We start from the raw sequence: 6000 nt of genomic DNA, 5'->3' as shown, positions 1-6000 counted from the left end.
GGATCTTTTTCCCGAGTGGCTCCGCCACGAGGGAAAAAGCTGTCCTCGCGAGGGAACCGCTGAGAACCCGCTGGTGGTCCGGTTGCGTGCGTGGTCGTTGGCTCATCGGCTTCGCCGCTGACGGGGAGAACCGCTGAGCGGGAGGTGGCGGGTTCGGGGGGCGGTGCGCGGGCGCTGCGTACGATCGGCGTCGCCCGAACGAACCCGACGAGCCAGGTGTGTCTGCTGTGGACGAATTAGTCAGGTCGTGGAGCGACGAGCTGCTCGACTCCGGGTCGGCGCTGACCCTGCTGCTGGGCCTGGTCGCCCTCGGCCTCGTGCTCAACCGCGGCAGCTGGCGGCTGCTGCGCAACGTGGTGACCATCGCGCACGAAGGCGGGCACGCCGTGGTCGCGCTGCTCAGCGGCCGCAAGCTCAACGGCATCCGGCTGCACTCCGACACCTCCGGGCTCACCCTCTCCACCGGGCGTCCCACCGGGCCCGGCATGGTGTTCACCCTGTTCGCGGGCTACCCGGCGGTGTCCCTGCTCGGGCTCGGCGGGGCCGCGCTGGTGTCGTTCGACCAGGAGCGGGTCGCGCTGTGGGCGGCCGTGGCGCTGCTGGCGCTGATGCTGCTGGCCATCCGCAACGCCTACGGGGTGCTGTCCATCGTCGTCACCGGCGGCGCGCTGTTCGCGGTGTCCTGGTTCGCCACCCCGCAGTGGCAGGCCGCGTGCTGCGTGCTGTTCAGCTGGTTCCTGCTGTTCGGCGGGCTGCGGCCCATCGCGGAGCTGCGCGGCAAGCGCACCAGGGGGCGGGCGCCCAGCTCGGACGCCGACCAGCTCGCCCGGCTCACCCGGACCCCCGCCGGGCTCTGGCTGGGCGTCTGGTTCCTGCTCGGCGGTGCGGCGCTCGTGCTCGGTGGCCGCTGGCTGCTGCTCATCCCGCAGCTCTGACGGGCCCGAACGGGGTCGCGCCGTCCACAGTGGCCTTGTGCCGGACCGGTTCCGTGGCGCAGCATCGCCGGGTGACGACCTTCGAGATCCCCGACGTCCGCCCGGTCCACCGCATCGGGTACGGCGCGATGCAGCTCGCCGGGCCGGGCGTGCTCGGCCCGCCCACCGACCCGGCCCGCGCGGAAGCGGTGCTGCGCCGCGCGGTGGAGCTCGGGGTGGACCACATCGACACCGCCGACTTCTACGGCCCGTGGACGGTCAACGAGCTGATCGCGAAAGCGCTGCGGCCGTACCCGGACGACCTGCTGCTGGCCACCAAGATCGGGGCCTACCGGGACCGCGAAGGAGCCTGGCTGCCGCTGTCGCACCCGGACGCGTTGAAGTCCCAGGTGCACGACAACCTGCGCCGGCTGGGGCGGGACGTCCTCGACCTCGTCTACCTGCGCCACGTCGCCGACCGGCCGGGGATCGAGCTCGCCGACCAGCTCGGCGCCCTCGTGGAACTCCGCGACCAGGGCCTCGTGCGCGGCATCGGGCTGTCCCACGTGACCGCCGAGCAGTTCGAGCAGGCCCAGCGGCTGACCTCGATCGCCGCGGTGCAGAACGCCTACAACCTGCTGGACCGCGGCAGCGCCGATCTGCTGGAGCGCACCGCGCGGCTCGGCGTGGCGTTCGTGCCGTTCTTCCCGCTCGGCTCCGGGTTCGTCGCCGACAGCGGGGTGCGCGACGACCAGGTGGTGCGGTCGATCGCGCAGCGGCGCGGAGCCCGGCCCGCGCAGGTGTCGCTGGCCTGGTTGCTGCGCCGGTCCCCGAACGTGCTGGCGATCCCCGGGACCTCCTCGATCGAGCACCTGGAGGTCAACGTTTCGGCCGATCGGGTGGACTTGTCGGACGAGGACGTGGCCGAGCTCGACGCGCTCGTGGCCGAGGGCACCGCCGCCGAGCAGGCCCGGTGATCATCGCGCCGCCGTCCGGGGGATGATGATCACTTTCGTGGCAACGGCGGTGGACGGAGGAGGCCCGTGGACGGTGCTCCGCGTACTGGACATCACCCAGTAGTCTGGCGAACACGGGGAGACGTTCGGGGACCGGCGTGGTGCGACGAGCCTGGGGGCCGGAAGGCCTCCGCGCGGGACGCCCGCTTCCTGGCGACCGGGCGTCTCGCCCTGCCCGGCGCGTGGTCCGCCGGTGCGGTCGACGGACAGGTGAACTGAGCATGGGTGACCCCCTCGACCCGGATGCTGGGGCCGGGGCGCAGCCGGAACGCGGTGGCTGGCGCGCGACGCTGGTCCTGCGGTGGGCCGAACGGCTCGCCGCGTGCTCCCCGGACCTCGTCGAGGTGTCCGACGTGGAACTCAAGCACGCGCTGGCCGAGCTCGCCGACGAACTGGCCGAAGCGTTGCAGGACCCGTCGCGAGCCGCCGAATCCGGCCGGATCGTCGGGGAACGGCTCGTGGAGCTGCGCGCCACCGGCCCCGGCAGCCTCCAGTGCACGCTGGAGCTGATCCGCGACACCGTCGTCGGCGAATCCGGGGTCGGCGCCGTCGGGCACCTGCTGGAACTGCTCACCTCGATCGCCGCCGGCTATTCCGCGGCGGACCGGGAACGCGCCGAGGTCCAGCAGCGCACCACCGCGCAGCTGCTGCTGCGCGCCGACCGGGAACGCCGCGCCAGCGACGCCCGGTTCCGCGAGGTGTTCACCAGCACGCCCATCGGCGTCGCGATCTGCGACCTCAAGGGCCGGTTCACCGAGGTCAACCCGGCGCTCGCCGACATCCTCCGGCACCGCGAAGCGGACCTGCTGGAGATGAGCATCCACGATCTTTTCCACCCGGAGGAGGCCGCCTACCTCAACGCGGCCTACGCCGAACTCGCCGAAGGCGGCCCGGGGCAGCGGCTGCGGGAACGCCGCAGGCTGCTGCGCGCCGACGGCGAGCAGGCCTGGACCTACCTGGCCGTGTCGCTGCTGCGCGGCGCCGAAGGCGAACCGCGGCACATCGTCACGATGGTCGAGGACATCAGCGACCTGTACCTGCTGCAGGAACGCATCCAGTACCAGGCGCTGCACGACGCGATGACCGGGCTCGCGAACCGGCAGTACTTCCGCACCAGGCTCGAAGCCGCGCAGGGCAACTTCCCGCCGGACGGGATGCTCACCCTCTACCACCTGGGTCTCGACGGGTTCGAGCTGATCAACGACGGACTCGGCTACGAGACCGGCGACAAGGTGATCCGCGCCGTCGCGCACCGGTTGGAGCAGCTGGTGGAGAACGAGGAAGCGCTGGTCGCCCGCTTCGGCGGCACCGAATTCGCCATCCTCATCAGCGAATCGCCGCACACCCCGGCGATCCCCGAGTTCGCGGCGCTGATCAACGAGGAGCTGTCCGAACCGATCTACATCGGCAGGCACGGCATCGCCACCTCCGCCAGCATCGGCGTGGTGCGCCGCCGCGTCGCCGAAGCGGATCCGGCGAACATGATGTGGGCTGCGGACGTGGCGCTGCGCCGCGCGGAGATCGCCGGCGCCCGGCAGTGGGCGCTGTTCGACCCGGACATCGCACCGGACGAGCGCACCGAGGCGCAGCTGGCGGCGATCATGCCGGGCGCGCTGGAGCTCGGCGAGTTCCAGGTCTGCTACCGGCCGGTGATGGCCCTGGACACGGGCGCGCTGATCTCGGTGGAGGCGCAGCTGCGGTGGGACCCGCCGGACCACGGGGCGCTGGGCCACCGGGAATGCCTCCAGCTCGCGGAGCGCTCCGGGGTGACGCTGTCGTTGCGGGACTGGCTGCTGCGCGAAGCGTGGGGCCAGGTCGGGCTGTGGCACCGCTCCGGTTACCGGACCTGCTTCCTGGTGGAGCTGAGCGAGAACCAGGTGCGGGACCCGGACCTGGTGGCGCTGGTGCGGTCGGTGCTCGAAGACGGCGATCTGGACCCGAGCTGGATGCACCTGGCCGTGCCGACCCGGGTGGTGATGGAGGCTTCCGAGGAACTGCTGGAGAACCTGCGGCTGCTGCGGGGGCTGGGGGCGCGCGTGCTGCTGCACAGCTTCGCCGGTTCGGCACCGGAACTGCGGGCGCTGCGGCGGATCCCGGTGGACGGGGTGCGGCTGGCGGAAGAGCTGGTCGACCTGGTGCACGGGTGCGTGGACCCGGACGACCCGGCGGTGCGCGCGGTGCGGCAGCTGGCCCCGCTGATGCACGACAGCGGTGTCAAGATCTGCACCGGCGAGGTCGCCGACGAGCAGCAGGAACGGCACTGGGTGGACGCGGGCTGCGACTTCGCGGTCGGCCCCCGCTACGGCGAGCCGGTCACCGCGTGGGACGCGCAGGCGTTGCTGCGGAAGTTCGGTGCCGCGCAACCGCCGCACGAGCACGACCACGAGTCGGAGGGCGACGTCGTCTGACGTGGGCCTCGTGGCCGACCAGGCGCGGGGCGGGCGGATCAGCTGCCCGGTCCGGTGGTGGGGCGGTGGCGCGCGACCGAGAAGCGGATCAGCAGGCCCAGCACCATCCACATCAAGAAACGGGCCCAGGTCACCAGCGGGTAGTGCAGCGCCAATACCACGCACGCGAGGATGGCCAGGACGGGGAGCCACGGCACGAGGGGCACCCGGAACGCGCGCGTGAGGTCCGGCCGGGTGACGCGGAGCCGCAGCACTCCGCCGGACACGATCGCAAAAGCCGCCAGCGTGCCGATGTTCGACAGTTCGGCGAGCTCGGTGATCGGTGTGGTCCCGGCTACCAGGGCCACCCCCGCGCCGAGGACGACGGTGATCCGCTGCGGTGTGCGCCGCTTCGGATGCACCGCCGCGAACCAGCGCGGCAGCAGGCCGTCCCGGCTCATCGCGAGGAACACCCGTGCCTGCCCCATCATCATGACGAGCACGACCGCAGCGAGCCCCACCACTGCTCCCGTCGCGACGCCCAGGGCCGTCCACGTCGCACCGACCATCCGCAACGCGCCGGTGACCGGCGCCGCGGGGTCGATCCGGTCGTAGCGGACCATGCCGGTGAGCACGAGTGACACCGAGACGTAGAGCGTCGAGCACACCAGCAGGGTTCCGGCGATGGCCAGCGGCACCGTCCGCTGCGGCTGCCGGGTCTCTTCCGCCGAGGAGGCGATGATGTCGAACCCGGTGTAGGCGCCGAAGACGATGGCACCGCCGGTGAGCACTCCCACCGGGCCGTACCGGGTCGCTTGCGCATCGAAAATGCTGATCAACGGGGTCTCCCACGCGCCACCCGTCGGCGAGGCCCGGGGAGCGGGCACGAACGGCGACCAGTTGGCGGGATCGACGTGGCGTGCACCCACGAGTACGAACGCGATCGCGGCCAGCACCTTGACGGCGGTCATCACCGTCGTGACCCGAGCGGTGAGCCGGATGCCGAGGACGAGCACCACGGTGAGTGCGAGGACCAGCGACATCGCGGGCACGTTGAGCACCGCGTCCGGGCCGCTCAGGGTGGCGGGAAACCGGATGCCCAGCACGCCGAGCAGGTCTTCCAGGTAGCCGGACCACCCGACCGAGACGGCGGCTGCGCCGACGGTCATCTCCAGCATCAGGTCCCAGCCGATCACCCATGCGCAGAACTCGCCGAGCGCCGCGGCCGCGTAGGTGTAGGCGCTGCCGGCCACCGGGACGCTGCCCGCGAACTCGGCGTAGGAGACCGCGACCAGCAACGCCACCGCGGCACCGATCACGAACGAGACCGTGATCGCGGGTCCGGCGTAATCGGCCGCCGCTGTCCCGGTGAGCACGAACAAGCCGCTTCCCACGGTCACCCCGATGCCCATCATGGTGAGCGGGAGCGGGCCGAGGGTGCGCGGCATCCACGTGTGCGGAGCCTGCGCGTCGGCGATGGTCTGCTCAATGCTCTTGCCGGGCAACGAAGACCTCCCCCATGCGTTCGTCCACGGCCGTGCGGGCCGGCCGTGGGTCGTCGGGACGGTGGCTCGGTGATGGGTCGGCCGCGGGCGTCCATCCGGCTGGTTCGCAGCGGTGAACGGCGCCTCGGCAGACCTCGCGAGTGGTCGAGGAGATCTCGGTGCAGGCGGTGCCGCACGA

General features: G+C 72.0%; 4 protein-coding genes. 3 read left to right on the top strand and 1 reads right to left on the bottom strand.

The features are described from left to right. Positions 1-227 precede the first annotated feature (227 nt). The 3 genes from LCD33_RS20230 (at position 228) to LCD33_RS20220 (ending at position 4338) form a co-directional block, all read left to right on the top strand. Positions 228-935 carry a M50 family metallopeptidase gene (locus LCD33_RS20230; RefSeq protein WP_224958972.1) on the top strand — a complete coding sequence of 236 codons (708 nt, stop codon included), beginning with the start codon at positions 228-230 and terminating at the stop codon, positions 933-935. A gap of 71 nt (positions 936-1006) precedes the next feature. Then, positions 1007-1891: an oxidoreductase gene (locus tag LCD33_RS20225; protein WP_224958971.1), complete on the top strand. Its 885-nt coding sequence runs from the start codon at positions 1007-1009 to the stop codon at positions 1889-1891. Between the two features lie 260 nt (positions 1892-2151). Continuing rightward, entirely contained in the window at positions 2152-4338 is a 2187-nt protein-coding gene (locus LCD33_RS20220; protein ID WP_224958970.1) for a bifunctional diguanylate cyclase/phosphodiesterase, read from the top strand. A gap of 38 nt (positions 4339-4376) precedes the next feature. Here the strand turns inward: LCD33_RS20220 and LCD33_RS20215 are convergent, their stop codons facing one another. Beyond that, positions 4377-5822, bottom strand: coding sequence for an amino acid permease (locus LCD33_RS20215; protein WP_224958969.1), 1446 nt, complete (start codon positions 5820-5822; stop codon positions 4377-4379). Positions 5823-6000: the final 178 nt, after the last annotated feature.

The sequence above is a fragment of the Saccharopolyspora sp. 7B genome (assembly GCF_020177435.1).
Classification (GTDB): Bacteria; Actinomycetota; Actinomycetes; order Mycobacteriales; family Pseudonocardiaceae; genus Saccharopolyspora_C; species Saccharopolyspora_C gregorii.
The sequence above is the reverse complement of the archived record's forward strand: the minus strand, read 5'-3'. Positions and strand labels throughout refer to the sequence as shown.